This window comes from Tepidimonas aquatica, from assembly GCF_007556585.1.
GTDB lineage: Bacteria > Pseudomonadota > Gammaproteobacteria > Burkholderiales > Burkholderiaceae_C > Tepidimonas > Tepidimonas aquatica.
Map to the genome: position 1 here is coordinate 1 of NZ_VJNA01000006.1, position 22,115 is coordinate 22,115.

Sequence of the window (22,115 nt, forward strand, 5' to 3'; positions counted from 1 at the left end):
GACCTTGGGGGGGGCGTGGTGGCGCTGGGGCGGCCAGCCGCTGCCGGCGGCGCTGTGGTGGCTGGCCACCGCCGGCTGGGTCGGGCTGTTGACGCTGGTGCTGCGCCAAGGCGTCGCAGCCTGGGGCGTGTGGCCACGTGGCGCGCGGCTGTTGGTGGGCGTGCTGGCGCTGGCGGCGGCTTGGTGGGCGCTGGTGACGTTGCACCGCCTGGGGGTGGCGGTGTTGCTGGGGGCGCTGCTGCTGGTGTGGGTGGCCGACATTGCCGCATATTTTGGTGGCCGGGCGTGGGGGCGGCGCAAGCTGGCCCCCAACATTAGCCCCGGCAAAACCTGGGCAGGAGCGGCCAGTGGAGCGGCTGCGGTGCTGGCGTTGGCCGGGTTGTGGACGTGGGCGGCGCAGTGGCCGGTGGTGGGCCCGTGGCTGGCCGAAGGCTTTTACCCACGCCTGGGGCAGGGCGGCACGGCGGCCGCGCTGGTCTGGCTGGTGCTGCTGACGGCGCTGAGCATCGCGGGCGATTTGTTCGAGTCGCTGGTCAAGCGCAGTGCCGGCGTCAAAGACTCCAGCGGCTTGCTGCCCGGCCACGGCGGGGTGTTGGACCGTATCGACGCGCTGCTGCCGGTGCTGCCCGCGGCGATGGCTGCGCTGGCGTGGCAGGGGGCTTGAATGCAGGACAAGACGGGATCAGGGCGACGCCAACGCGTGGCGGTGTTGGGTGCCACCGGCTCGATCGGCGAGCAAACGCTCGATGTGGTGGCGCGCCACCCGCAGCGCTTCGAAGTGGTGGCCCTCAGCGCGGCGCGCCAGGTGCAGCGGTTGGCGCAGCAGTGCGCCCAGCACCGGCCTCGCTGGGCGGTGATTGGTGACGACCACGTCGACGCCTTGCGCACCGCGCTGGCGGCGCTGGGCGTGGCAGGCGTGCAGGTGCTGCCGGCCAGCACCGGCTTGGTCGACGTCGCTACCGCGCCGGAGGTGGACACGGTGATGGCCGCCATCGTCGGCGCGGCGGGGCTGGGGCCGTGCTTGGCCGCGGCGCGCGCGGGCAAGCGGCTGTTGCTGGCCAACAAAGAAGCGCTGGTGGTGGGGGGGGAGTTTTTCATCAGCGCGGTGCGCGCGGGCGGCGCGCAGCTGCTGCCGATCGACAGCGAGCATTCGGCCATTTTTCAGGCCCTGCCCGAAGACCCCTCGACCTGGGACGAGCGGGTCGACAAAATCGTGCTGACGGCCTCCGGCGGCCCGTTCAGGCAGCGTGACCCAGCCACGCTGGGCGAGGTGACGCCCGAGCAGGCCTGCGCCCATCCCAATTGGGTCATGGGGCGCAAGATCTCGGTCGACTCGGCCACGATGATGAACAAGGCGCTGGAAGTCATCGAGGCGCGCTACCTGTTTGGCTTTGCGCCCGAGCGCATCGAGGTGGTCATCCACCCGCAAAGCGTGGTGCACTCGATGGTGCAGTACCGCGACCGTTCGGTGGTGGCGCAGCTGGGCACGCCCGACATGCGCGTGCCGATCGCCTACGGTCTGGGCTGGCCGCAGCGCATCGAATCCGGGGCCGAGGCGCTGGACTGGACGCGCCTGGGCGCGCTGACCTTCGAAGCGCCCGGTCCGCAGCGTTTCCCTGGGCTGTGGTTGGCGTGGGAGGCGCTGCAGGCACCGCCCGGCACGACCGCGGTGCTCAACGCCGCCAACGAGGTGGCGGTGGACGCCTTTTTGCAGGGGCGGCTGCGTTTCGACCACATCCACCGCGTCAACCGCGCCACGCTGGAGGCCTACACGCCAACGCCACCGGCCAGCCTGGACGACTTGCTGGCGCTGGACCGCGAGGCACGCGCGGTGGCCTGGCAGCAGGTGCGGCGCGCGGCCCAGTGACCTGCGCGCCGACACCGTTGGCGCCGGCATGCGACACTTGGCACCATGCAAACGGTGTTGTGGTTTTTGGTCGCGATCGGGTTGCTGATCGCGGTGCACGAGTGGGGGCACTACCGTATGGCGGTGGCCTGCGGCGTGCCGGTGCTGCGGTTTTCCATTGGGTTTGGGCGTCCGCTGCTGCGCTGGCGCAACCGCGCCGGTACCGAGTTTGTCGTCGCGGCGCTGCCGCTGGGCGGGTACGTGCGCATGCTGGACGGCCGCGAGGGGCCAGTGCCCCCGGAGCAGCGGCACCTGGCGTTCGACGCCCAGCCGCTGCGCAAGCGCGCCGCCATCGTGGCCGCGGGGCCGCTGGCCAACCTCGGGCTGGCGGTGCTGCTGTATGCGTGGGTGGCGTGGTGGGGCGAGCCACAGGCCGAACCGGTGCTGGGCAGCCCTGCGCCCGGTTCGGTGGCCGAGCAGGCCGGGTTGCGCGCTGGCGAGCGCGTCGCGGCCGTGCGCTTCGATGACGAGGACGCCGCCGTGCCGGTGCGCTCGTTCGACGAACTGCGCTGGCAGCTGACCCAAGCGGCGCTGCAACGGCGCGACGTCACGCTGCTGCTGGGGCCGGCGCCGGAGCTGGCCACGCGCTCGGTGCCGTTGCCGCTGGCCCAGTTGCAGGCGCGCGACGTGGACGCCGAGCTGGTGCAGCGCATCGGGCTGGTGGTGCCGTGGTCGGCGCCGGTGGTGGGCGAGGTGCTGCCCGATGGGGCGGCGGCCGCCGCTGGCGTGCGCGAGGGCGACCGGGTGCTGGCCGTCGACGATCGGCCGGTGGAAGATGCGGCCCAGCTGCGCGCGTGGATCCGCGCGGCCGCCGACGCGCAAGGCCACACGCGCACGCAACGCTGGCGTATCGAACGCGCGGGGCGGACGCTGGAACTCGAGGTGACGCCGCGCCCCGAACGCCTGGGCGACGCCTGGGTGGGCCGGGTGGGCGCGATGATTGGCGCGCCGCCTGCGCTCATCGTGGTGGCCGACGAACCGCTGGACGCGCTGGCGCGCGGTGTGCGTCGCACGTGGGAGGTCAGCGCGCTGTCGCTGCAAATGCTGGGGCGCATGGTGATTGGCGAGGCGTCGCTGCGCAACCTGAGCGGCCCGTTGACGATTGCCGACTACGCCGGCAAGTCCGCCGCGCTGGGCTGGGTGGCGTTTGTGACGTTTTTGGCGCTGGTCAGCACCAGCCTGGGGGTGTTGAACCTGCTGCCGCTGCCGGTCTTGGACGGGGGGCATCTGATGTATTATCTGTGGGAAGCGGTGGTCGGACGGCCGCCGTCGCCAGCGTGGATGGCGCGGCTGCAACGCGCTGGCATGGTGGTGCTGGCGGCGCTGATGTCGCTGGCCATCGTCAACGATTTGACTCGGCTGCTGGGCTGAACGACGGCCAGCAGCCTTGGATTGCAAGCGCATGAAACGCACAACCCCGCGCCGCTGGCGCGCCCGCGCCGGCTTGTGGCTGGCGACCTTGGTCACAGCCTTGCCCGCTTGGGCGGTGGAACCCTTCACCCTGCGTGACATCCGTGTCGAAGGCCTGCAGCGTGTCGAGCCTGGCACCGTGTTTGCCTCGCTGCCGTTCCGTGTCGGTGACCGCTACAGCGACGAACAGGGGGCGGCGGCCATCCGCGCGCTGTTCGGCCTGGGGCTGTTTTCCGACGTGCGGCTGCAGGTCGATGGCGACGTGCTGGTGGTCATCGTCGAAGAGCGCCCGACGGTGGCCGACGTCAGCTTCACCGGGGTCAAGGAATTCGACAACGAGGTGCTGCGCAAGGCGCTGCGCGACATTGGCTTGACCGAGGGGCGTCCGTTCGACCGAGCGCTGGCCGACCGCGCCGAGCAAGAGCTCAAGCGCCAGTACCTCAACCGCAGCATGTACGCGGTGCAGGTCACCACCACCGTCACCCCCATCGAGCGCAACCGCGTCAACCTCAACTTCAACGTCGTCGAAGGCGACGTGACCAAAATCCGCGAAATCCGCATCGTCGGCGCGCAGGCCTTCGCCGAAAAGGACTTGCTCGACCTGTTCGACCTCGACACCGGCGGCTGGCTGAGCTGGTACACCAAGAGCGACCGCTACTCGCGCGCCAAGCTCAACGCCGACCTCGAGACGCTGCGCTCGTACTACCTGACGCGCGGCTTTTTGGAGTTCCGCATCGACTCCACCCAGGTGGCGCTGTCGCCCGACAAATCCTCGCTGGCGCTGACCATCCACATCACCGAAGGACAGCGCTACGTCGTGTCGGGCGTGCGGCTGGAGGGCGAGTACCTGGGGCGCGAGGAGGAGTTCCAGCGTCTGGTGCGCATCCGCGCCGGGCAACCCTACAACGCCGAGCAGGTGGAGCAAACGGTCAAGGCGTTCACCGAGTATTTCGGCCAGTTCGGCTACGCGTTTGCGCGCGTCGAGGCGCTGCCCGAGCTGGAGCGCCAGCGCAACCTCGTGGCGATCACGCTGCGTGCCGAGCCGTCGCGGCGCGCCTACGTGCGCCGCATCCAGATCGAAGGCAACAACCGCACCCGCGACGAAGTCATCCGGCGCGAGTTCCGCCAACTCGAAGCGGCTTGGTACGACAGCGACAAGATCCGGTTGTCGCGTGATCGCGTCGACCGGCTGGGGTTTTTCACCGAAGTCGGCATCGAAACGCAGGAGGTGCCCGGTGCGCCCGACCAGGTGGACCTGATCGTCAAGGTGACCGAAAAGCCCACCGGCAACCTGAGGCTGGGGGCGGGTTATTCGCAGGCGGAAAAGCTGTCGTTGCTGGCCGGCATCCAGCAGGAAAACGTCTTTGGCACCGGCAACTACCTCGGCCTCAACGTCAACACCAGCAAGTACAACCGGCAGTTCGTGCTGTCCACCACCAACCCGTACTTCACCGACGACGGGGTGTCGCGCAGCGTGGACTTGTATTACCGTACCACGCGGCCGTACAACGCGCAAGACGGCGACTACCGGCTGGTTACCCCAGGGGCAGCGATCCGGTTCGGCGTGCCGTTCACCGAGGTCGACAAGGTGTTTTTCGGCATCGGGGTCGAGCAAACCAAGATCGAGCCGGGCAACCGCATGCCGGTGGCGTACAACGACTTCATCGCGCGCTTTGGCGACTCGCCACTGTCGGTGCCGCTGACGGTGGGGTGGGCGCGCGACGAGCGCGACAGCGCGTTGGTGCCGACCCAGGGGGTGCTGCGTCGTGTCAACGGCGAGCTGGGCGTGGCGGGCGACACCCGCTACGTCAGGGGCAGCGTGCAGTACCAGCAGTACGTGCCGCTGAACAAAAAATTCACGCTGGCCTTCAATGCGGAGGCGGGTTGGGCCAAAGGGCTGGGGGGCAAGCCGGTGCCGCTGTTCAAGCACTTCTACGGCGGTGGCCTGGGCTCGGTGCGCGGGTTCGAACAGGGCACGCTGGGGGCCACCAGCGCCATCGTCGGCAGCAGCGACCTGGCCTACCTGGGTGGCACCAAGATGGTGCTGCTCAACGCCGAGCTGATCACGCCGTTTCCCGGCGCGGGCAACGACCGCACGCTGCGCATGTTCGGCTTTGTCGATATCGGCAACGTCTACGGGCCGGACCAGAAGTTCACGCTGTCGGACGTGCGCGCCTCGGCGGGGATTGGCATCAGCTGGATCTCTCCGGTGGGGCCCCTTAGAATCGCGTTTGCCAAGCCGGTGCGCAAGCAAGCCGGCGACAAAACGCAAACCGTGCAATTCCAAATCGGTACCGCATTCTGATGATTTCGATGACCCGTCATTGGGGCGCCCGCGTGGTGCTCGTTGCAGCGCTGGCAGCGGCCAGCGCCGTAAGCTGGGCGCAAGACCTCAAGATCGGTTTTGTCAGCACCGAGCGCATCCTGCGCGACTCCAACGCCGCCAAGGCAGCCCAGGCACGCCTGGAGCAGGAGTTCAGCAAGCGCGAACGTGACCTCGAGGCGCTGGGCAACCAGTTGCGCCAAGCCACGGAAAAGTTGGAAAAAGACGCCCCGACGCTGTCGGAGAGCCAGCGCAGCGCGCGCCAGCGGCAGCTGGCCGAGCTGGAGCGCGATTTCCAGCGCCGCCGGCGTGAGTTCCAGGAAGACCTGGCCCAGCGGCGCAACGAAGAGCTGCAGCAGGTCATCGAACGCGCCAACCGTGTCATCAAACAAATCGCCGAAAGCGAAAAATACGACCTCATCCTGCAAGAGGCCGTCTACATCGCGCCCAAGCACGACATCACCGACAAGGTGATCAACGGCCTCAACAACGCGCGCTGAGGGTGCGCGGGCACGCAACGGGCATGCCCATGGATGCAGTCGAAGCAACCGCGTCGTCGCGCGGCGGCGTGCCCTTGGCCGAACTGGTTCAAGCGCTGGGTGGTCAGCTCGAAGGCCACGCCGGGTGTCGGGTGCAACGCTTGGCCGCGCTGGCCGATGCCGATGAGCACGCTTTGTCCTTCGTGGCCCACCCGCGCTACCAGGCGCAGTTGCAGGCCAGCCGTGCCGGGACGGTGATCGCAAGCCCAGCGTTGGCGCCGCAGGTCCTGCAACGGCCCGACCCGCCGCCCGGAGGGTGGGCGGCCTGGGTGGTGCCGGATCCCTACGTGACGTTTGCCGCGCTGACGCGCTGGTGGCGCGCGCACGTGCAGCCGCGGCCTGCGTGGCGGGGGGTGCACCCCAGCGCCTGGATCGACCCCGGGGCGCGGGTCGATACCGACGCGCACGTCGGTCCATTTGCCGTCATCGAAGCCGGCGCCACCGTGGAGGCGGGGGCTGAAATCGGTGCGCACGCCCACGTGCAGGCCCGCGCCCACGTCGGCGCGGGCACGCGGCTGGGGCCGCACGTCGTGCTGGGCTACGACTGCCGCATCGGCGCGCGTGGCATCGTCCACGGTGGTACCGTCATCGGTGCCGACGGCTTTGGCTTTGCCCCAGTTCCGCTGCCAGAGGGCGACGGCCGCCGCTGGGACAAGATCGAGCAGCTCGGCGCAGTGCGCATCGGCGACGACGTCGAGATCGGCGCCAACTGCTGCATCGACCGGGGGGCGCTGGGCGACACCGTGCTGGAAGACGGCGTCAAGCTCGACAACCTGATCCAAATCGGCCACAACGTGCGCGTCGGGCGCCACACCGCGATGGCGGGCTGTGTCGGCATCGCCGGCTCGGCGCGCATCGGCGCCTTTTGTACGCTGGGCGGCGGCGCCATCGTGCTGGGTCACCTGGAATTGGCTGACCACGTGCACATCTCGGCTGCCTCGGTGGTGATGCGCTCGATCCTGCAGCCCGGGCAGTACAGCGGCATCTTTCCGATCGACGACAATCGCGCCTGGGAAAAAAACGCCGCCACGCTGCGCCAGCTGCACGCGCTGCGCGAGCGCCTCAAGGCCCTGGAACGACGCACTGCACCATGACGATGGACATCCACCAGATCCTCAAGCAACTGCCGCACCGTTACCCGATCCTGCTGGTCGACCGTGTGCTGGACATCCAAAAAGGCGTCTCGATTCGGGCGTTGAAAAACGTCACGATCAACGAGCCGGTGTTCACCGGGCACTTCCCGCACCGGCCGGTGTTTCCGGGCGTGCTGATGCTGGAGGCGCTGGCGCAAACCGCAGCGTTGCTGGCGTTTGACACGCTGGGCGTGACACCCGACGACAAGACCGTGTACTACTTCGCGGGCATCGATGGCGCCCGCTTCAAGCGACCGGTGGAGCCCGGTGACCAACTGGTGATGGAGGTGACGTTGCAGCGCATGAAGGCGGGCATCTTCAAGTTCGGTGCGGTCGCGCGGGTGGGCGACGAAGTGGCCTGCGAAGCCGAACTCATGTGCACCATGCGCACGATTGCCTGAGCCCAGGGGCACGCTGCCGATGGCCACCATCCACCCCACCGCGCTGGTCGACCCGCACGCCGAGCTGGACACCGACGTCGAGATCGGGCCCTACACCATCGTTGGCCCGCACGTGCGCATCGGCGCCGGCACGCGCGTGGCCGCGCACTGCGTGATCGAGGGGCGCACGACCATCGGCCCGCACAATCGCATCTACCCGTTCGTCAGTCTGGGGTTGCCGAGCCAGGACAAAAAATACGCGGGCGAGCCGTGCGAGCTCGTCATCGGTGCGCGCAACACCATCCGCGAATACAGCACCTACCACATCGGCACCGTGCAGGGTGGTGGCGTGACCCGTCTGGGTGACGACAACTGGATGATGGCCTACACCCACCTGGCGCACGACTGCGTGGTGGGCAACCACTGCATCTTTGCCAACAACGCGCAGTTGGCCGGCCATGTGCAGGTGGGCGATTGGGTGATTTTGGGCGGCTTCACCGTGGTGCACCAGTTCGTGCGCATCGGCGCGCACGCGATGACGGCGATGTGCGCGCTGCTGTTTGCCGACGTGCCACCCTTTGTGATGGCCCAAGGGCAGCCGGCGCAGGCCCGGTCGATGAATTTCGAGGGCCTGCGCCGCCGCGGCTTTGGGCCCGAGCGCATCGCCGCTGTCAAAGCCATGCACAAGGCCCTGTACCGCGAGGGCCTGACGTTGCCGCAGGCGGACGAGCGCATCGCCGCGCTGGCGCAGCGCTACCCTGCGGCCCACGACGACCTGGCGCTGATGCGCTCGTTTTTGGCCGGCGTCGATCCGCAGCGCGGCATCGTGCGCAGCCGCCGCGGCGCCGAGGCGTGAGCACGGCAGCGGCAATGAGCGCAAACCCCAGCCGTTGGATGGCGCTGGTGGCCGGCGAGGCCTCGGGCGACGTGTTGGCGGCGCAACTGCTGCAGGGGCTGCGTGCGCATTGGCCGGGGCTGCGCGCCGCCGGTATCGGTGGGCCCGCGTTGCAGGCGCAGGGGTTCGAGGCCTGGTGGCCCAGCGAGCGCCTGGCGGTGCGCGGCTACGTCGAGGTGCTGCGGCATTACCGCGCCATCGTGGCCATGCGCCGCGCGCTCAAGCAGCGCTTGCTGCACGAGCCACCGGCGTTGTTTGTGGGCGTGGATGCGCCCGACTTCAACCTGCCGCTGGAGGCCGACTTGCGCGCCGCCGGCGTGCGCACCGTGCACTTCGTCGCCCCCGCGATTTGGGCGTGGCGGCCCGAACGTGTGGAGCTGATTCGGCGTGCCTGTGACCATGTGCTGTGCATTTTTCCGTTCGAGCCGGCGCTGCTGGCCGAGCACGGCATCGCCGCCACCTACGTCGGCCATCCGCTGGCCAGCGTCATTCCGGCGCAGCCAGACCAGGCCGCCGCGCGCCAAGCGCTGGGCCTGCCGTTGGACGCCGCCGTGGTGGCGTTGCTGCCTGGCAGTAGGCGAGCCGAAATCGACCATCTGCTGCCGCGCATGCTGGCCGCTGCCGAGTGCATGCGCCAGCAACGGCCGCAGCTGCGCTTCGTGTTGCCCGCGGTGCCGGCGCTGCGCAGCGTGATCCTGCAGCATCTGCAGCGGGCGGCGGCCGGCGCCTGGGTGAAAGTGCTTGACGGGCGATCGCACGCGGCGCTGGCGGCGTGCGACGTCACGCTCGTGGCCAGCGGCACGGCCACGCTGGAAGCCGCGCTGTTCAAACGCCCGATGGTGATCGCGTACCACATGCACCCACTATCGTGGTGGATCACACGGCGCAAGATGCGCCAGCCGTGGGTGGGCTTGCCTAACATTTTGTGCCGTGAGTTCGTGGTGCCGGAACTGCTGCAGGACGCTGCCACGCCCGCGGCGATGGCGCAGGCGGCGTTGGCGTGGCTGGCCGACGATGCTGCCGCCCAGGCACGACGGCTGGCGCTGCAGCAGCGCTTCGCGGTGCTGCACGACGAGCTGCGCCGCGACACCGTCGGCGCGGCGCTGCAGGTGTTGCGTCCCATGCTTGAGAGGGCGTCATGAGCGCCACCCGACGCGTGGCCCGGACCAGCGTTCAGCCCGACCTGTGGACGCCGGGCGCGGGTGGCCTGATCGCCGGGGTCGATGAAGCCGGGCGAGGGCCGCTGGCTGGCCCCGTGGTGGCCGCTGCGGTCATTCTCGACGAACAGCGCCCGATTGCGGGCGTGGCCGACTCCAAGGTGCTGACCGCGGCACAGCGTCAACGGCTGTTCGAGCGCATCCACGCCGACGCGGTTGGCGTTGGGGTGGGGGTGGCCACGGTGGAGGAAATCGACCGCCTCAACATTTTGCAAGCCACCCTGCTGGCGATGCAGCGGGCCGTCGCGGCCCTGCCATGCCCGCCGGCGCGGGTGCGGGTGGATGGCAACCGGGTCCCCCAGCTGCCGATGCCGGCCGAGGCGGTGGTGCGTGGGGATGCCACGGTGGCGGCCATCGCCGCGGCTTCCATCGTGGCCAAAGTGACGCGCGACCGCCTGATGGACGACTTGCACGAGGCGTACCCACACTATGGCTTCGACCGCCACCGTGGCTACGGTACCGCCGTGCACCTGGCAGCCCTGCAGCGCTGGGGGGTGACGCCGGCGCACCGACGCAGCTTTGCGCCGGTGGAGCGTGCGCTGGCTGCCCAGGAGGGGGCCGCATGAGCCGCCGCACGCCGATCGAGCCGATCGCGTCGCGCGACAACCCGCGCTTCAAGCGGCTGCGCCGTTTGGTCGAAGACGCCGCAGCCTACCGCCGCGAAGGCGTGGTGTGGCTCGAAGGCGACCACCTGCTGCGCGCGCTGCTGGGCAGTGGGCAAACGCCGCAGGCGGTGGTGTTGACGCCTGCGGCAGCGCCGCTGTTGGCCGAGCTGCAGGCGCTGGGCCTGCCCCCCAGCGTGGCGGTGTGGTGGTTGACCCCGGCGTTGATGGGGCAGCTGAGCGCGCTGGCGTGCCCGGTGGCGCTGGGCGCGCTGGCCCGTCTGCCCGACGCGGTTGATCTGGACGCGGCGTTGCCCACCGTGGTGCTGGATCGGGTGCAGGATCCGGGCAACGTCGGCTCGATCCTGCGCACCGCCGCCGCCATGGGGTTTGCCCAGGTCGTGGCGTTGAAGGGCAGCGCGGGGTTGTGGTCGCCGAAGGTGGTGCGCGCGGGTATGGGGGCGCATTTTGCGCTGCGTTTGCTGGAGGGGGTGGAGCGCGCGGCGCTGGGAGCGCTGCGCGTGCCGCTGCTGGCCACCAGCTCGCACGCCGGCACGTGGCTGCACCAGGCGCGGCTGCCGTGGCCGTGCGCCTGGGTGTTTGGGCACGAAGGGCAGGGCGTCGACGCCGCGCTGCTGCAGCAGGCAAGCCTGCGTGTGCGCATCGCGCAGCCCGGCGGGCAAGAGTCGCTCAACGTGGCGGCTGCCGCGGCGATCTGCCTGCACGCCAGCGCCGTGGCGCGCCTGGGGGCTGCGACGCCGCATGCCAGCGGTATGCTGCGCCGCAGCGAGCCGCCGCTATAATCAAAAAGTTTATCCAGACCGCCGACAGCGCCGCACCCAAGGTGCGGCCGGGCCGGTGCGCGTGCTGCGGTCCGCGCCCCAGCGTCGGCGTCATCATCCATCCTGGAGTCCCGCACCGTGTTTCCCGTTGTTGCACCCGCCCTCCTCGCGCTTGCCGACGGCACGGTCTTTGAGGGGGTGTCGATCGGCGCGCCCGGTCGCACCTGTGGCGAGGTGGTGTTCAACACCGCCATCACCGGTTATCAGGAAATCCTCACCGACCCGAGCTACCGCCAGCAGCTCGTGACGCTGACGTACCCGCACATCGGCAACGTCGGCGTCAACGCCGAGGATGTCGAATCCGGCGCCATCCAGGCCGCCGGCCTGATCATCAAAGACCTGCCGCTGTTGCACTCCAACTTCCGTGCTGAACAAGCCCTGAGCGCGTACCTGCGCCGCGAGGGGGTCGTGGCCATCGCGGGTATCGACACCCGCGCGTTGACCCGCCGGTTGCGCGAGCACGGGGCGCAAAACGGCGCCATCGTGGCGCTGGAGGACGGCCAAACCATCACCGACGAGCTGCGCAGTCAGGCGGTGGCCGCCGCCCGCAGCGCCCCCAGCATGGCCGGGCTGGACCTGGCGCAGGTGGTCAGCACGGCGCAACCGTACGAGTGGACCGAAACCGAGTGGCGCCTGCGGCGCGACGACGGCACGCCCGGCTACGGCCGTTTGGCCGAGGCGCGCTGGCACGTGGTGGCCTATGACTTTGGCGTCAAGCGCAACATCTTGCGCATGCTGGCCGAGCGCGGCTGCCGTGTGACCGTGGTGCCGGCCAGGACGCCCGCGTCCGACGCGCTGGCGCTGCGCCCTGATGGCGTGTTTCTCTCCAACGGCCCCGGCGACCCCGAGCCGTGCGACTACGCCATCGCGGCCGCCGCCACCATCATCGAGCGCGGCGTGCCCACCTTTGGCATCTGCCTGGGGCACCAAATCATGGCGCTGGCCAGCGGGGCGCGCACGTTCAAGATGAAATTCGGCCACCACGGTGCCAACCACCCGGTCAAAGACCTCGACAGCGGGCGTGTCAGCATCACCAGCCAGAACCACGGCTTTGCCGTTGACGAGGCCAGCCTGCCGGCGCACCTGCGCGCCACCCACGTCAGCCTGTTCGACGGTACGCTGCAGGGCATTGCCCGCACCGACCGGCCGGCGTTTGGTTTTCAAGGGCACCCCGAGGCCAGCCCCGGGCCGCACGACATCGCCTACCTGTTCGACCGTTTCGTGGGCCTGATGCAAGCGCACCAGGCCGCCTAACGCAGCGCGTCGCCACGCCAACCGGACACACCATGCTGGGTATCACCGACCTGACCACCTTCGTCATCGGCACCATCGTCATCGTGCTGTTGCCGGGGCCCAATTCGATGTACGTGCTGTCGGTGGCGTCGCGCCACGGCGTGTGGCGTGGCTACCAGGCGGCGTGTGGCGTCTTCGTCGGCGACACCATCCTGATGGCGCTGTCGGCGGCGGGCCTGGCGTCGGTGCTGACGGCCAACCCCTGGGTGTTCATGGCGGTCAAGTACGCAGGCGCGGCCTACCTGGCCTGGATCGGCCTGGGGTTGCTGCGCGGGGCGTGGCAGGGCTGGCGTGCGGGCGCGGCGGGCCCCCAGCGGGTGCAGACCACTCCCGCGCCGCAACCGCCCGACAACGGCTGGCGCACAGCGCTGGGCAGCCCGTTTCGCCGCGCCTTGTCGATCAGCCTGCTCAACCCCAAGGCGATCTTTTTCTTCATCTCGTTTTTTGTGCAGTTCGTGGACCCCGCCTACCCCTGGCCCGTGATCAGCTTCGTGGTGCTGGGGACCATCGTGCAGGTGGCCAGCGCGCTGTACCTCAGTGCCTTGATCTTTGCCGGTGACCGGCTGGCGCAGGCGTTTCGCGCCCGCCGCCAGCTGGCCGCGGTGCTCAACGCCGTGGTGGGTGGCGTGTTCATCGGTTTCGGCGTGCGCCTGGCGCGCGCGACCTCCCCCTGATCGAACCACCCGTCAGGCTTTCCGCTCGACATCATGCCCAAGCGACAAGACCTCCGCAGCATCCTCATCATCGGCGCCGGCCCCATCGTCATCGGGCAGGCGTGCGAGTTCGACTACTCCGGCGTGCAGGCCTGCAAGGCCCTGCGCGAGGAGGGCTACCGCGTCATCTTGATCAACAGCAACCCGGCCACGATCATGACCGACCCGGCCACGGCCGACGCGGTCTACATTGAGCCGATCACGTGGCAGACGGTCGAAAAAATCATCGCCAAGGAGCGCCCCGACGCCATCCTGCCGACGATGGGCGGGCAAACCGCGCTGAACTGCGCGCTGGACCTGTGGCGCAACGGCGTGTTGCACAAATACAAGTGCGAGCTGATCGGCGCCAGCCCCGAGGCCATCGACAAGGCCGAAGACCGGCAAAAGTTCAAGGAGGCGATGACGCGCATCGGGCTGGAGTCGGCGCGCTCCGGCATCGCGCACAGCATGGAGGAGGCGTGGGCGGTGCAGCGGGTGGTGGGCTTTCCGGCCGTCATCCGGCCCAGCTTCACGCTGGGCGGCACGGGGGGCGGCATCGCCTACAACCCGGAGGAGTTCGAGACCATCTGCAAGCGGGGGCTGGAGGCCTCGCCGACCAGCGAGCTGCTGATCGAAGAGTCGCTGGTGGGCTGGAAAGAGTTCGAGATGGAGGTGGTGCGCGACCGCGCCGACAACTGCATCATCGTGTGCTCGATCGAAAACCTCGACCCGATGGGCGTGCACACCGGCGACTCGATCACCGTGGCGCCAGCGCAGACGCTGACCGACAAAGAATACCAGCGCATGCGCGACGCCTCGATCGCGGTGCTGCGCGAAATCGGTGTCGACACCGGTGGCTCCAACGTGCAGTTCGCCATCAACCCGCGCGACGGGCGCATGATCGTCATCGAAATGAATCCGCGCGTGAGCCGCTCCTCGGCGCTGGCGTCCAAGGCGACCGGCTTTCCGATCGCCAAGGTGGCGGCCAAGCTCGCGGTCGGCTACACGCTCGACGAGCTGCGCAACGAGATCACCGGCGGCGCCACCCCGGCGTCGTTCGAGCCGACGATCGACTACGTCGTCACCAAGATCCCGCGCTTTGCGTTCGAGAAGTTCCCGCAGGCCAACGACCGCCTGACCACGCAGATGAAATCGGTGGGCGAGGTCATGGCCATCGGTCGCACGTTCCAGGAAAGCTTCCAAAAAGCCTTGCGCGGGCTGGAGGTGGGCGTCGATGGCATGAACGAAAAAACCCAGGACCGCGAAACGCTGGAGCGCGAGCTGGGTGAACCGGGGCCGGAGCGCATCTGGTACGTGGGCGACGCCTTCGCGGCCGGCTGGACGCTGGACGAGGTGCACCACTTCACCAAAATCGACAAGTGGTTTCTGGCACAGATCCAGGAGATCGTGCACATCGAGCTGGCGCTGGACCGCCACACCGCCCAGCATGGGGCGCAGGCGCTGCAGGCGCTGGACGCCGCCACGCTGCGCACGCTCAAGCGCAAGGGCTTTTCGGACCGGCGGCTGGCCAAGCTGCTGGCCAGCACCGAAGACGCGGTGCGCGCGCGCCGCCACGCGTTGGGCATCCGCCCGGTGTACAAGCGCGTAGACACCTGCGCGGCCGAGTTCGCCAGCCACACCGCCTACATGTACTCGACCTACGAGGACGAGTGCGAAGCCCAGCCCAGCCAGCGGCGCAAGATCATCGTGCTTGGTGGCGGCCCCAACCGCATCGGCCAGGGCATCGAGTTCGACTACTGCTGCGTGCACGCGGCGCTGGCCCTGCGCGAAGACGGTTTCGAGACCATCATGGTCAACTGTAACCCGGAAACCGTCTCGACCGACTACGACACGTCGGACCGGCTGTACTTCGAGCCGTTGACGCTGGAGGACGTGCTGGAAATCGTCGCCGTCGAGCGGCCCGAGGGTGTCATCGTGCAATACGGCGGACAGACCCCGCTGAAGCTGGCGCTGGGGCTGGAGCGCGCGGGCGTGCCGATCATCGGCACCAGCCCCGACATGATCGACGCCGCCGAGGACCGCGAGCGCTTTCAGCAAATGCTGCACCGGCTGGGCCTGAAGCAGCCCCCCAACGCCACCGCCCGCACCGAGACCGAGGCGATGGCCAAGGCGGCCGAGCTGGGCTACCCGTTGGTGGTTCGTCCCAGCTACGTGCTGGGTGGGCGTGCCATGGAGATCGTGCACGAGCCGCGCGACCTGGAGCGCTACATGCGCGAAGCGGTCAAGGTCAGCAACGACTCGCCGGTGCTGCTGGACCGCTTCCTCAACGACGCCATCGAGTGCGACGTCGATTGCGTGCGTGACGCCAGTGGGAAGGTGCTGATCGGCGGCGTGATGGAGCACATCGAGCAGGCGGGGGTGCACTCGGGCGACTCGGCCTGCTCGCTGCCGCCGTACTACCTGAGCGCGGCCACGGTGGCCGAGATCAAGCGGCAGACCGCCGCGCTGGCCGAGGCCTTGCAGGTGGTGGGGCTGATGAACGTGCAGTTCGCCATCCAGGAGGTGGACGACGGCGGCGCCAAGCGAGATGTGATCTACGTGCTGGAGGTCAACCCGCGCGCCAGCCGCACCGTGCCGTTTGTCTCCAAGGCCACGGGCATCCCGCTGGCCAAGGTGGCGGCGCGCTGCATGGCGGGCAAGACGCTCGCACAACAGGGCGTCACGCGCGAGGTCACGCCGCCGTACTTCAGCGTCAAGGAGGCGGTGTTCCCGTTCGTCAAGTTCCCGGGTGTGGACACCATCCTGGGGCCGGAGATGAAGTCCACCGGCGAGGTGATGGGCGTGGGCCGCAGCTTCGGCGAGGCGTTCGTCAAGAGCCAGCTCGGCGCCGGCGTGCGCCTGCCGCGGCCCACCGACGCGGTGCGCAAGATCTTCCTGTCGGTCAAGCCCGGCGACAAGGCGCGCGTGGTGCCGATCGCGCGCGATCTGGCGGCGATGGGCTTCGAGCTCGTGGCCACGCGCGGCACCGCCGCGGCGATCCAGGCCGCCGGGGTGCCATGTACCGTGGTCAACAAGGTCACCGAGGGCCGCCCGAACATCGTCGACATGATCAAGAACGGCGAGATCGCCATGGTCATCAACACGGTGGAAGAGCGCCGCAACGCGATTGCCGACTCGCGCTACATCCGCGTGGCGTCGCTGGCCAACCGTGTGACCACCTTCACGACGATCTTCGGCGCCGAAGCCGCCGTCGAGGGCATGAAGGTCATGGACGACCTGCCGGTGCACTCGCTGGCCGAGCTGCACGCCCAGTTGACCTGATGGCGCCGCGCCGATTTGGCGCTATCATCACGGCATTCGACGACCGCACCGCCGACCGGCAACGTTCGGCGGTTTGCTTTTGTAGGGACGAACTCCATGCCGACCATTCCGTTGACCAAACGTGGTGCTGACAAGCTCAAGGAGGAGCTGCACCGCCTCAAGACCGTCGAGCGTCCAGCCGTGATCCAGGCCATCGCTGAAGCGCGTGCGCAGGGGGACCTGAGCGAAAACGCCGAGTACGACGCCGCCAAGGACCGTCAGGGCTTCATCGAGGGTCGCATCAAGGAAATCGAGGGCAAGCTGGCCGCGGCCCAGGTCATCGACCCGGCGTCGCTCGACGCCGGCGGCAAAGTGGTGTTTGGCGCCACCGTCGAGCTGGAGGATCAAGACAGCGGCGAGACCGTCACCTACCAAATCGTCGGTGAGGACGAAGCCGACCTCAAGTTGGGGTTGATCAACGTGTCCAGCCCGATCGCGCGCGCCCTCATCGGCAAGGAGGAAGGCGACGTGGCCGAGGTGCAGGCGCCCGGCGGCGTGCGCCGGTACGAAATCGTGGCCGTGCGCTACGAGTGAGGGCCGTTGCCGTGCCTGAGCTTGCCCAAGCCTGGACGCAACGCTGGCCGCTGCTGGTGGCGGCGCTGTGGTGGGGCGTGGTGACGGCGTGGAGCTTTGGCGCCGTGCCGCTGGTGTTTGCGCACTTCAACAACCCGGCCGTGGCCGGGGGCTTGGCGGCGCGCTTGTTCCAATACCAGTCGTGGCTCAGCGTGGGTGCGGCGCTGGTGCTGTTGCTGTGGGGGCGCGCGCAGCGCGGGCGCGGCCAAGCGGGCGACGCCAGCTGGGCGCTGTTGCCGTGGTTGCTGCTGGGGGCGCTGGCTGGGTTGGTGCAAGAGTTCGGCGTGGCGCACAAGATTCTGACCGCGCGCCAAACCGAGGCGAACCTGGCGCTGTGGCACAGCGTTGGCAGCGCGCTGGTGCTGCTGCAGTGGCTGTGCGCGCTGCGCGCGCTGTGGTGGTTCGCGGGGCGGCGGCCGGCGGGTTGATGCCAACCGGCTTGCGCATGACCATGGGTGGCGCCGGCCGTTGCTGTGGCGCCATGGCGTACTTGCCCAATGAAAGTCAGTGAGGTGCTGGAACTGCTGCGACGCGATGGATGCCAGTTGGTGGCGACGCGAGGCAGTCACCGTCAATTCAAGCATCCGTCCAAGCCCGGGCGGGTGACCGTGGCAGGCAAGCCAAGCGACAACCTGGCGCCGGCGACGCTCAACAGCATCCTCAAGCAGGCATCCCTGAAAGGCTGAAACCATGCGCTACGCGATCGTCATCGAAAAGGCTGGCAACAATTATTCCGGGTACGTGCCGGATTTGCCTGGCTGCGTGGCCACGGGCGCCACGGTCGAAGAAACCGAAGCGGAACTGTTGGCCGCCATTCAATTTCACCTCGACGGGCTGCGGCAGGATGGCGTGGCGCCGCCCCCCGCGCACAGCGTGGTGGAGTACATGTTTGTGCCCGCCTGAGTGCCTGCCGGGCCGGTATGTTAGCCCGGTGGCCCGGCGTGGTTCACCCCGCGGCGCGCTCGGCCGCTTCGACGGTATTGAGCAACAGCATTGCGATCGTCATCGGCCCGACGCCGCCGGGCACCGGGGTGATCCAGCCCGCCACCTCACGCACGGTGTCGAAGTCGACGTCGCCGCACAGCTTGCCGTCGGGCAGGCGGTTGATGCCGACGTCCAGCACGACGGCGCCCGGCTTGACCATGTCGGCGGTCAGCATGCGTGGGCGCCCCACCGCGGCCACCACGACGTCGGCCTGGCGCGTGAAGTGTCCCAGGTCCGCCGTGGCGCTGTGGCAGATCGTCACCGTGGCGTTGGCCTGCAACAGCAGCAGCGCCATCGGCTTGCCGACGATGTTGCTGCGACCGATGACCACCGCGTGCTTGCCGCGCAGCTCGATGCCGATGTGCTCCAGCATCTTCACGCAGCCGTACGGCGTGCACGGCCAGTAGCCACGCTGGCCCACCAGCAGCGCGCCGGCGTTGGCCACATGGAAACCATCGACGTCCTTGGCCGGTGCAATGGCTTCGATGACGCGCTGCGCGTCGATGTGGGGCGGCAGCGGCAACTGCACCAGGATGCCGTGGATGGTGGGGTCGGCGTTGAGGGCCGCGATGCGGGCCAGCAGCTCGTCTTGGGTCAGGCTGGCCGGGTAGGTTTCCAGCACCGAGTGGATACCGGCTTCGCCACAGGCCTTGACTTTGTTGCGCACATAGACCTGGCTGGCGGCGTCGTCGCCGACCAGGATCACGGCCAAACCGGGGCGGTGGCCGCGCGCGGCCAGGGCAGCGGCGCGCTCCGCGACACGGGCGCGCCATTGGCGGGCCAGCGCCACGCCGTCGATCAGTTGGGCGGTCATCGGTTCAAACCTTGGTTGGCGGCACGGGCGCCAGTGCGATCTTGAGCAGGTCGGCCACGGTGTTGGCGCCCAACTTTTCCATGATGTTGGCGCGGTGCGCCTCCACCGTCTTGATGCTGATGCCGAGGTCGTCGGCGATTTGTTTGTTGAGCCGGCCGGCGACGATACGTTCCAGCACCTGCGACTCGCGCGTGGTCAGCTTGGCCAGCAGGGCCTCGCGGGTGGCGGCCTGTTGGTACACGGCAAAGGCTTCGCGCGCGCGCTGCAGCATCTTGTCCACCAACGCCAGCAGCTGCGCCTCGTCGAAGGGTTTTTGAATGAAGTCGACCGCCCCTTTTTTCATCGACGCCACCGCCATCGGGACATCGCCGTGGCCGGTGATGAAGCAAATCGGCAAGGGCGACTGGCGCTCCAGCAGCCGGTCTTGCAGCTCCAGGCCGGTCATGCCGCCCATGCGGATGTCGGCGATCAGGCAGGCCACTTCGCGCGGGTCGTAGCGGGCTAAAAAGGCTTCGGCCGACTCGAAGCTGCGCACCCGGTAGTCCTGCCCTTCCAACAACCATTGCAGCGAGTCGCGCACGGCTTCGTCGTCATCGACAACGTAAACGGTTCCGCGTTTCGGGTTCAGGCTCATCGTCATCCTAAGGTGGGCAAGGTGAGGGCGCCGCGCGTGTCCGCGTCGGGCGCTGACGCGGCCGCCGCGGGCAGCCAGACGCTGAATTCACAGCCGGCCACCACGCTGCCATTGTAGAGGTTGCGCGCCTGCAGCCGGCCGTGGTGGGACTCGATGATCGAGCGGCACAGCTTGAGGCCGATGCCCATGCCGTCGGCCTTGGTGCTGTAAAAAGCGTCGTAAATGCGCTCGAGCTGTTCGGGCGGGATGCCGCAGCCGTTGTCGCGCACGACGAACTCGATGCCGGCGCGTTCGTCGAGCCGGCGTGGCGTGATGGTGAGCTCCACCTGGCGCTGCCCGGGGGGGCGTTGCGCGCATTGGATGGATTCGCCGGCGTTTTTGAGCAGGTTGATCAGCACCTGTTCGATCAGGATCGGGTCCACCATCAACGCCGGCAGCCGCTCGGCTTGGTAGACGTTGAGGCGCACCAGGTGGCGCTTGAGTTCGATGGTGGCCAGCTCGACCGCGTTGGCCACGATTTGACCGACGTCGGCCAACGTGAGCTGCGGCTCGCTCTTTTTGACGAAGGCGCGGATGCGCTGGATGATGGAGCCGGCACGCTGCGCCTGGCGCGCGGTTTTTTCCAGCGCCACCAGCATGTCCTCGGGGTCGGCGCGGCCGCTGCGCAGGCGGCTGATGAGACCGTTGGCGTAGTTGCTGATCGCGGTCAGCGGCTGGTTGAGCTCGTGCGCGACGCTGGAGGCCATCTCGCCCATCGTGATCAGACGGCTGGCGGTGGCGGCGCGTTCAGCTTGCAGTTGCGCCTGTTCTTCGGCAAGGCGGCGGGCGGTGATGTCGGTGGCGATCAGCATTTGCACCAAGCGGCCATCGACCCAGGTGAGGTAGCGGGTGCGCAGTTCCAGCCATTTGCCGAGTTCGGGTACGTGGATTTGGGCGTGTTCGGCCACGGCTTCCACCAGCACGTCGGCGGGCAGGCCGACCAGATGATCCACGTGGTCATTGACGTCCTGCGCCGGCAGCACCGGCACCGCGGCGCACAACTCCAGCAACCGCTCATGCCCCGCCGAGCCGTCGCCGAACCAGTTGCGGTACATGCGGTTGGCAAACAGCAGCTCATGGCTGTGCAGCGGCGCCACCGAGATGGCTTCATCCAGACTGTCCAGCACGGTGGCGAAACGGTCGTACGAGGCCGTCAACTCCTCGCGGATGCGGCGCGGCTCGGTGATGTCGGTCATCGACGTCATCCAGCCGGTCTGCCGCCCCTGCGGGTCGATCAGCGGCGAGACGTACATGCGCGCGTAGAAGATGCTGCCGTTTTTGCGCTTGACCGGCACTTCGAAGCCGCCGGGTGTGTTGCGGCCGGAGATTTCGTCGTGCAGCCGCGCCATCAGCTGCTCGTGCTCGGTTTCGGGCCAATACGGGAACGGCGCGGTGGTGCCGATCAGCTCTTCTTCGCTCCAGCCGGTCATGTCGCAAAAGGCGCGGTTGACGTAGGTGATGCGCCCTTGCATGTCCAGCGCGCGCATGCCCGTCAGCATGGAGTTTTCCATGGCGCGGCGAAAGTTGGTTTCGGCCAGCAGGGCGCGTTGCGCCTGCAGCCGACGGCGCGTGTGGCGCAGGTTGGCCACCAGCATCCACAGCGTGGCCGCGCTCATCGCCCCCACCAGCCAAAACAGCGCCTCCGCGGTGCGGTCACGCTCGCCGCGCACCGCGTGCAGCCGCACCAGCACGCTGTTGCCCACGGGCGACAAGGCCAGGGCATGGCTCTGGGGCTGCGCGCCCCACGGCAGCAGCGGCCACACGCCGTGGGGGCGTGGGGGCAGCGGGTCGCCCGCCAGCACCCGGTCGCTGTCGTCCACGAGCGTGACGGTGTAGCGCGCCAGCAGCTCGGGGGGCACGCCGTAGCGCAGCAGGGCGTCGAGCGCCAGTTCCGCCAACACCACCCCGCCAAAGCGGCGCTGGTTTTCGAACGGAACAGCCAGCAGCAGCACCCACCCGCCGTCGCTGCTGCGCTGCGGTTTGGAGTACATGGGTTGGTGCAGGTCGCGGGCCAGCTCGATGACGCCGCCGCCCAGCCCAGGCGCCAGCCGCTCGCCCGCGCGGCGCGTGGATCGATTCAACGTGGGGACGCCGTAGCCCGTGACGACCTCGCGGTAGGCGTCCACCCAGTACAGGGCGGTGAGCTCCGGGTGTTGCAGCACGAGGTTCTCGGCCTGGGCGACGAAGGCGGTCTCCTCCACCGTGCGGTTGGCAATGTCGCGCGCCAGCCGCATCGTCTGCTCTTGCCGTTCGAGCAGCCGCAGCCGCAGCCGCTGTTGGGCGTACTCGGTGTCGCGCACCATCGCTTCACGCTCGCGCGCCGCGTCCTCGCGCGTGAAATACATCAGCGCCACGCCGATGGCACCAAGAAACAGCAGCAGCGATACCACCGGCCCCGCCATGGCCAGCCGGTCCTGTTGCTGCGGTGGCAGCCGGTGCCACCACCGCTGCCAAGCCAGCAGCGGCCGACGCCACCACGGTGGCGCCGTCGAGCGCTCGTGCATCGTGCCCATCGTGG

21 protein-coding genes are annotated in these 22,115 nt (G+C 68.7%); 18 read left to right on the forward strand and 3 right to left on the reverse strand.

The features are described 5' to 3' along the window. The 18 genes from Taqua_RS03045 to Taqua_RS03130 all read left to right on the forward strand — a co-directional run. Positions 1-664, forward strand: a 664-nt coding sequence (locus tag Taqua_RS03045; RefSeq protein ID WP_144324611.1) for a phosphatidate cytidylyltransferase, incomplete at its 5' end; no start/stop codon positions are given. Next, positions 665-1,867 carry a 1-deoxy-D-xylulose-5-phosphate reductoisomerase gene (locus tag Taqua_RS03050; RefSeq protein WP_144324613.1) on the forward strand — a complete coding sequence of 401 codons (1,203 nt, stop codon included), beginning with the start codon at positions 665-667 and terminating at the stop codon, positions 1,865-1,867. A 45-nt stretch (positions 1,868-1,912) separates the two neighbouring features. After that, the gene (gene rseP / locus Taqua_RS03055; protein WP_144324615.1) at positions 1,913-3,277 is read left to right on the forward strand and encodes an RIP metalloprotease RseP; all 1,365 of its coding nucleotides are present in this window, start codon (positions 1,913-1,915) and stop codon (positions 3,275-3,277) included. A gap of 31 nt (positions 3,278-3,308) precedes the next feature. Next, positions 3,309-5,621: an outer membrane protein assembly factor BamA gene (bamA, locus tag Taqua_RS03060; protein WP_144324617.1), complete on the forward strand. Its 2,313-nt coding sequence runs from the start codon at positions 3,309-3,311 to the stop codon at positions 5,619-5,621. Further along, complete coding sequence (locus Taqua_RS03065; RefSeq protein ID WP_144324619.1) at positions 5,621-6,139, forward strand: OmpH/Skp family outer membrane protein; 519 nt, start codon at positions 5,621-5,623, stop codon at positions 6,137-6,139. Before bamA ends, Taqua_RS03065 begins: the two co-directional genes overlap by 1 nt. A gap of 29 nt (positions 6,140-6,168) precedes the next feature. Next, the gene (gene lpxD / locus Taqua_RS03070; RefSeq protein WP_144324621.1) at positions 6,169-7,272 is read left to right on the forward strand and encodes a UDP-3-O-(3-hydroxymyristoyl)glucosamine N-acyltransferase; all 1,104 of its coding nucleotides are present in this window, start codon (positions 6,169-6,171) and stop codon (positions 7,270-7,272) included. Positions 7,273-7,274: 2 nt separating this feature from the next. Then, positions 7,275-7,712, forward strand: coding sequence for a 3-hydroxyacyl-ACP dehydratase FabZ (gene fabZ, locus Taqua_RS03075; protein WP_144324770.1), 438 nt, complete (start codon positions 7,275-7,277; stop codon positions 7,710-7,712). 19 nt (positions 7,713-7,731) lie between these two features. Continuing rightward, positions 7,732-8,547 (forward strand): acyl-ACP--UDP-N-acetylglucosamine O-acyltransferase, encoded by an 816-nt coding sequence (lpxA, locus tag Taqua_RS03080; RefSeq protein WP_144324623.1) that lies wholly within the window; start codon positions 7,732-7,734, stop codon positions 8,545-8,547. A 14-nt stretch (positions 8,548-8,561) separates the two neighbouring features. After that, positions 8,562-9,728: a lipid-A-disaccharide synthase gene (gene lpxB, locus Taqua_RS03085; RefSeq protein WP_185969544.1), complete on the forward strand. Its 1,167-nt coding sequence runs from the start codon at positions 8,562-8,564 to the stop codon at positions 9,726-9,728. Continuing rightward, positions 9,725-10,369 (forward strand): ribonuclease HII, encoded by a 645-nt coding sequence (gene rnhB, locus Taqua_RS03090; protein ID WP_144324625.1) that lies wholly within the window; start codon positions 9,725-9,727, stop codon positions 10,367-10,369. Before lpxB ends, rnhB begins: the two co-directional genes overlap by 4 nt. Beyond that, positions 10,366-11,208 carry a TrmH family RNA methyltransferase gene (locus Taqua_RS03095; RefSeq protein ID WP_144324627.1) on the forward strand — a complete coding sequence of 281 codons (843 nt, stop codon included), beginning with the start codon at positions 10,366-10,368 and terminating at the stop codon, positions 11,206-11,208. The genes rnhB and Taqua_RS03095 overlap by 4 nt, the downstream gene beginning before the upstream one ends. A gap of 117 nt (positions 11,209-11,325) precedes the next feature. Further along, positions 11,326-12,501, forward strand: a complete 1,176-nt coding sequence (carA, locus tag Taqua_RS03100; RefSeq protein ID WP_144324629.1) for a glutamine-hydrolyzing carbamoyl-phosphate synthase small subunit — start codon at positions 11,326-11,328, stop codon at positions 12,499-12,501. 32 nt (positions 12,502-12,533) lie between these two features. Then, complete coding sequence (gene leuE, locus Taqua_RS03105) at positions 12,534-13,214, forward strand: leucine efflux protein LeuE (protein ID WP_144324631.1); 681 nt, start codon at positions 12,534-12,536, stop codon at positions 13,212-13,214. Between the two features lie 33 nt (positions 13,215-13,247). Further along, positions 13,248-16,514 carry a carbamoyl-phosphate synthase large subunit gene (gene carB / locus Taqua_RS03110; RefSeq protein ID WP_144324633.1) on the forward strand — a complete coding sequence of 1,089 codons (3,267 nt, stop codon included), beginning with the start codon at positions 13,248-13,250 and terminating at the stop codon, positions 16,512-16,514. Between the two features lie 96 nt (positions 16,515-16,610). Then, positions 16,611-17,087, forward strand: coding sequence for a transcription elongation factor GreA (gene greA, locus Taqua_RS03115; protein ID WP_132961555.1), 477 nt, complete (start codon positions 16,611-16,613; stop codon positions 17,085-17,087). An 11-nt stretch (positions 17,088-17,098) separates the two neighbouring features. After that, positions 17,099-17,554, forward strand: a complete 456-nt coding sequence (locus Taqua_RS03120; protein ID WP_144324635.1) for a DUF4149 domain-containing protein — start codon at positions 17,099-17,101, stop codon at positions 17,552-17,554. 69 nt (positions 17,555-17,623) lie between these two features. Continuing rightward, positions 17,624-17,812 carry a type II toxin-antitoxin system HicA family toxin gene (locus tag Taqua_RS03125; protein WP_144324637.1) on the forward strand — a complete coding sequence of 63 codons (189 nt, stop codon included), beginning with the start codon at positions 17,624-17,626 and terminating at the stop codon, positions 17,810-17,812. A 4-nt stretch (positions 17,813-17,816) separates the two neighbouring features. Further along, positions 17,817-18,029 (forward strand): type II toxin-antitoxin system HicB family antitoxin, encoded by a 213-nt coding sequence (locus Taqua_RS03130; RefSeq protein WP_144324639.1) that lies wholly within the window; start codon positions 17,817-17,819, stop codon positions 18,027-18,029. A gap of 43 nt (positions 18,030-18,072) precedes the next feature. Here the strand turns inward: Taqua_RS03130 and folD are convergent, their stop codons facing one another. The 3 genes from folD to Taqua_RS03145 are packed head-to-tail and all read right to left on the reverse strand — an operon-like array spanning position 18,073 to position 22,101. Beyond that, positions 18,073-18,924, reverse strand: coding sequence for a bifunctional methylenetetrahydrofolate dehydrogenase/methenyltetrahydrofolate cyclohydrolase FolD (gene folD / locus Taqua_RS03135; protein ID WP_144324641.1), 852 nt, complete (start codon positions 18,922-18,924; stop codon positions 18,073-18,075). A gap of 4 nt (positions 18,925-18,928) precedes the next feature. Next, complete coding sequence (locus Taqua_RS03140; protein ID WP_144324643.1) at positions 18,929-19,558, reverse strand: response regulator transcription factor; 630 nt, start codon at positions 19,556-19,558, stop codon at positions 18,929-18,931. 2 nt (positions 19,559-19,560) lie between these two features. Next, positions 19,561-22,101, reverse strand: a complete 2,541-nt coding sequence (locus Taqua_RS03145; RefSeq protein ID WP_246094597.1) for a PAS domain-containing sensor histidine kinase — start codon at positions 22,099-22,101, stop codon at positions 19,561-19,563. Between the last annotated feature and the right edge of the window lie 14 nt (positions 22,102-22,115).

What these genes read in the sequence shown, in the direction of transcription:
- Taqua_RS03050 (WP_144324613.1), top strand. Translation starts at nt 665, where the DNA reads ATGCAGGACAAGACGGGATCAGGGCGACGCCAACGCGTGGCGGTGTTG.
- rseP (WP_144324615.1), top strand. Translation starts at nt 1,913, where the DNA reads ATGCAAACGGTGTTGTGGTTTTTGGTCGCGATCGGGTTGCTGATCGCG.
- bamA (WP_144324617.1), top strand. Translation starts at nt 3,309, where the DNA reads ATGAAACGCACAACCCCGCGCCGCTGGCGCGCCCGCGCCGGCTTGTGG.
- Taqua_RS03065 (WP_144324619.1), top strand. Translation starts at nt 5,621, where the DNA reads ATGATTTCGATGACCCGTCATTGGGGCGCCCGCGTGGTGCTCGTTGCA.
- lpxD (WP_144324621.1), top strand. Translation starts at nt 6,169, where the DNA reads ATGGATGCAGTCGAAGCAACCGCGTCGTCGCGCGGCGGCGTGCCCTTG.
- fabZ (WP_144324770.1), top strand. Translation starts at nt 7,275, where the DNA reads ATGGACATCCACCAGATCCTCAAGCAACTGCCGCACCGTTACCCGATC.
- lpxA (WP_144324623.1), top strand. Translation starts at nt 7,732, where the DNA reads ATGGCCACCATCCACCCCACCGCGCTGGTCGACCCGCACGCCGAGCTG.
- lpxB (WP_185969544.1), top strand. Translation starts at nt 8,562, where the DNA reads ATGAGCGCAAACCCCAGCCGTTGGATGGCGCTGGTGGCCGGCGAGGCC.
- rnhB (WP_144324625.1), top strand. Translation starts at nt 9,725, where the DNA reads ATGAGCGCCACCCGACGCGTGGCCCGGACCAGCGTTCAGCCCGACCTG.
- Taqua_RS03095 (WP_144324627.1), top strand. Translation starts at nt 10,366, where the DNA reads ATGAGCCGCCGCACGCCGATCGAGCCGATCGCGTCGCGCGACAACCCG.
- leuE (WP_144324631.1), top strand. Translation starts at nt 12,534, where the DNA reads ATGCTGGGTATCACCGACCTGACCACCTTCGTCATCGGCACCATCGTC.
- carB (WP_144324633.1), top strand. Translation starts at nt 13,248, where the DNA reads ATGCCCAAGCGACAAGACCTCCGCAGCATCCTCATCATCGGCGCCGGC.
- greA (WP_132961555.1), top strand. Translation starts at nt 16,611, where the DNA reads ATGCCGACCATTCCGTTGACCAAACGTGGTGCTGACAAGCTCAAGGAG.
- Taqua_RS03125 (WP_144324637.1), top strand. Translation starts at nt 17,624, where the DNA reads ATGAAAGTCAGTGAGGTGCTGGAACTGCTGCGACGCGATGGATGCCAG.
- Taqua_RS03130 (WP_144324639.1), top strand. Translation starts at nt 17,817, where the DNA reads ATGCGCTACGCGATCGTCATCGAAAAGGCTGGCAACAATTATTCCGGG.
- folD (WP_144324641.1), bottom strand. Translation starts at nt 18,924, where the DNA reads ATGACCGCCCAACTGATCGACGGCGTGGCGCTGGCCCGCCAATGGCGC.
- Taqua_RS03140 (WP_144324643.1), bottom strand. Translation starts at nt 19,558, where the DNA reads ATGAGCCTGAACCCGAAACGCGGAACCGTTTACGTTGTCGATGACGAC.
- Taqua_RS03145 (WP_246094597.1), bottom strand. Translation starts at nt 22,101, where the DNA reads ATGCACGAGCGCTCGACGGCGCCACCGTGGTGGCGTCGGCCGCTGCTG.